The following is a 3,243-nucleotide window of genomic DNA, read 5'->3' as shown; positions in this document are numbered from 1 at the left end:
TGCAACACCCCAATCACACAGCAGAAGGAAAGCCGTCCAATCACGCCGGAACGGCTTGGTATCTCACTGCCGTGCAACACCACAGTCACACAGCAAGCAGAAAGCCACCCGGCAGAATCGAGAAGGGTCGGTATCTGTCTGCCATGCAACACCACAGTCGCACAGCAGAGAGATAGGGCAGTTGGCAATCGATCAAACAATCAAACAATCAATCAGCCGCCAACCAACAACCCGACCAACCAGGCAGTCACTCACTCGTCGTCGCTGCTGTCGAGAATCGACTTGAAGGGCGCGTCCGGCAGGAAGCCGTCGTATGAATGCCAACGACGTTCCAATTCCTTGTTCACCTCATCATGCTCGCGTTGGCCGCGTTTCGCGTATTCACGCAACTCATTCGGACCCATCATCTTCACATCTGCCATGTCTTCCATGCTAGCCGCCGCAATACCGACACAACCACCGCCGACAGCGAACACGGCGAGCGCCACAATCACGGCGAGCGGGCGAACCGGCAGTGAAACGACGCTCGACCGCCCAGCACCCCGGGATTTCAGCTGCGTCCGGAACTCACCCACACCCGAAACTTCACAGCCACACCAGGAACTCACCCGCACCAGGATTTCAATCCGCAGACACCCGACCCGCAACACCGACGACCGGACGGTCACAACGCCTTGCGACTTGAACCTGCAAGCACTCAGAACACAACACCCGGACCACAACCCTCAGACCGCAACCACTCAGAACACGTATTCTTGCAGTCTGCGGATCGCTTCGCGCACACGGCTTTCCGGCAGCGCCACGTTCATGCGGATGGAGTCCGGCATGCCGAACATCACACCGTCCTGCCAAGCGACGCCCACATCCCAGCCGCGCTTCTCAAGCTCCCCGATGGTCACGCCGTGCTCCCGACACCAGCGCGAGCAGTCCAGATACAGCATGTACGTACCTTCCGGCCGGGCGAGTTCCACGCCATCCACCGACGACAGGTAATCGAACATGAGCCCCACGTTGCGCGACAACACGGCAAGCAGCTCGTCAAGCCACTGGCGGCCTTCCCGCGTATAGGCGCCGACCAGCGTGTGCATGGCGAGCACATTGGCCTCGTTGTAATGGGACTTTGACGCCTGCGCCTCAACCCGGTCGCGCAGATAGCTGTCATAGATGATGTGATACGCGCCGACCAAGCCGGACACGTTGAAGGTCTTGCACGGCGCGTACAAGGCTACCGTCCGACGCTTCGCATCCTCGCTCACCGTTTGCGTGGGGATGTGCCGATGCCCGTCAAGCAGGATATCCGACCAGATTTCATCGGAGACGACCACGCAATCGTTTCGGCGGAACACCTCCATCGCCTTTTCGATTTCCCACCGCTGCCATACACGGCCGCAAGGATTGTGCGGGCTGCAAAATACCGCCACATGGATGTGATGCTCTTTGAGACGACGGTCCATATCGTCGAAATCCATACGCCACACGCCATGCTCGTCAAGCTTGAGCGGACTGTGTTCAATGGCGTATCCCGCATTTTCCAGCGCCATGGTGAATCCCACGTAAGTGGGGCTGTGCAGCAGAATCTTGTCTCCGGGAGCCGCAAACGCCGCGACGGCGGACATCAATCCGCCGAGCACGCCGTTCTCATAGCCGATCGCCTCCCGCGGAATATCGCTGACGCCGTTGCGGTCGCGCTGCCAGCCGACAATCGCATCGAAATACTCGTCGCTCATCTGGAAATATCCGAAAGCCGGATGCTTCGCACGCTCGATAATCGCCTGTGGAATGGTGGGAACCGTAGGGAAGTTCATGTCGGCGATCCACATGGGAATCACGTCGAAGCCGGGTTTCGGCGGATCCGGAGCAAATCCCGGCTGGGAACCCAGACCATCGACGGCGAGCGCGTCCTTGCCGTGCCGTTCCATCAGCGACGTGAAATCGTAGGTCATTCCAAACTCTCCTTGGGTGTGGCTTGTGGCGGGGCTCCGTAATTCCAGACATTTGGGAATCCGAATACCCTTGCTGTAGTAGGCGAATCTCGTTTCGCACGCATTGCCGATATGTCACGGGATGACAAGTTGCGTGATGGCGGGGCACGGGCAGCGGGGCGCATGATGACACGCGTGACGACGATTGGCAATGGGCGACGATAAGTGACGATAGGTAACGACGACACGCGTGCGGGTAATTCCGAACGGTTTCAAGCGTCCGCAAGCGATTACGGGCGACTCAGTCATCGAAATCACTGGCCGCAGACACGCAAATCACAGACAGACAATCCACAACACGCAAACATGCCGTCGAAATACCGGCGTCCGAATACCAGCGGTACGTGAGCGATGCAGGGACTGCCGAGGCTCAGTCGTCGACTTTCGCGCGGTAGAAGTTGATATACGAACGCGACGGGGTCGGCCCGCGCTGTCCTTGATAATGCGAGCCGGTACCCTTCGACCCGTATGGGTGTTCGGCGGGGGAGCTCAGCTGGAAGAAGCACATCTGGCCGATTTTCATGCCCGGCCACAGTTTGACCGGCAAAGTGCTCACATTCGACAGCTCGAGCGTGATATGCCCTTCGAAACCGGGATCGATGAAACCGGCGGTGGAATGGGTGAGAATACCCAGACGGCCGAGCGAGCTCTTGCCTTCCAGACGGGCGGCGATAGTCGGGTCGAGCTTCACATACTCCCATGTGGAGGCGAGCGCGAATTCGCCGGGGTGAAGAATCCACGGCTCGTCGGGCTGGACTTCGAACTGTTCGGTCAGCGCGCCCTGGTTTTCAGCCGGGTCGACATAGGTGTAGGCGTGGTTGTTGAACAGGCGGAAGAAACGATCCAAACGCACGTCGATGGAAGCGGGCTGCACCATCTCGGGCGTCCACGGGTCGAGCGAGATATGACCGTCGGCCTGTGCGGCGAGGATGTCACGGTCGGACAGCAGCATGAGGTTCTCCTTGGCAATTACAATGCTCTCATCGCGGCCGCCGGCTTGCGGGCGCGGCCACGGATTCACTGTATGCCAGTGTACGCGGCGGCGCGGCCATCGGTTGCCGGATCCCTTCTCGCACTATCACGACTTCAGCACAGTATTGACAGAATACTTTCAGGAAAACATCGAGTTGCCCACAGCATCGTGAGTTTTCATAGAACATGTCAGCAAACAGCTGATCAGGAACACCAGTTCCCGATAATTCAACCCCTTTTTCTTCTTCTCTCTCCTTTCTCTCCTCCCCGGTGGTACCCTCCACCGGGG

Annotated in this window: 4 protein-coding genes; all 4 read right to left on the bottom strand. The window is 58.8% G+C overall.

Features of this window, described 5'->3' with window-relative positions; all coding sequences use genetic code 11:
* Window positions 1–251 precede the first annotated feature (251 nt).
* Window positions 252–422: a hypothetical protein gene (locus ACI38B_RS08035; protein ID WP_439730282.1), complete on the bottom strand. Its 171-nt coding sequence runs from the start codon at window positions 420–422 to the stop codon at window positions 252–254.
* A gap of 318 nt (window positions 423–740) precedes the next feature.
* Window positions 741–1,943: a MalY/PatB family protein gene (locus ACI38B_RS08030; RefSeq protein WP_439730281.1), complete on the bottom strand. Its 1,203-nt coding sequence runs from the start codon at window positions 1,941–1,943 to the stop codon at window positions 741–743.
* Between the two features lie 409 nt (window positions 1,944–2,352).
* Window positions 2,353–2,934 (bottom strand): dCTP deaminase, encoded by a 582-nt coding sequence (gene dcd, locus ACI38B_RS08025; protein WP_015449560.1) that lies wholly within the window; start codon window positions 2,932–2,934, stop codon window positions 2,353–2,355.
* A gap of 28 nt (window positions 2,935–2,962) precedes the next feature.
* Window positions 2,963–3,243 (bottom strand): hypothetical protein (locus ACI38B_RS08020; protein ID WP_439730280.1); only part of this gene is annotated, 281 nt, incomplete at its 5' end.

Source organism: Bifidobacterium sp. (genome assembly GCF_051876855.1).
In the GTDB taxonomy this organism is placed as follows: Bacteria; Actinomycetota; Actinomycetes; order Actinomycetales; family Bifidobacteriaceae; genus Bifidobacterium.
The sequence above is the reverse complement of the archived record's forward strand: the minus strand, read 5'-3'. Positions and strand labels throughout refer to the sequence as shown.

Bases quoted from the DNA above. Each gene is read 5' to 3' on its own strand.
- ACI38B_RS08035 (WP_439730282.1), bottom strand. From the start codon at position 422: ATGGCAGATGTGAAGATGATGGGTCCGAATGAGTTGCGTGAATACGCG.
- ACI38B_RS08030 (WP_439730281.1), bottom strand. From the start codon at position 1,943: ATGACCTACGATTTCACGTCGCTGATGGAACGGCACGGCAAGGACGCG.
- dcd (WP_015449560.1), bottom strand. From the start codon at position 2,934: ATGCTGCTGTCCGACCGTGACATCCTCGCCGCACAGGCCGACGGTCAT.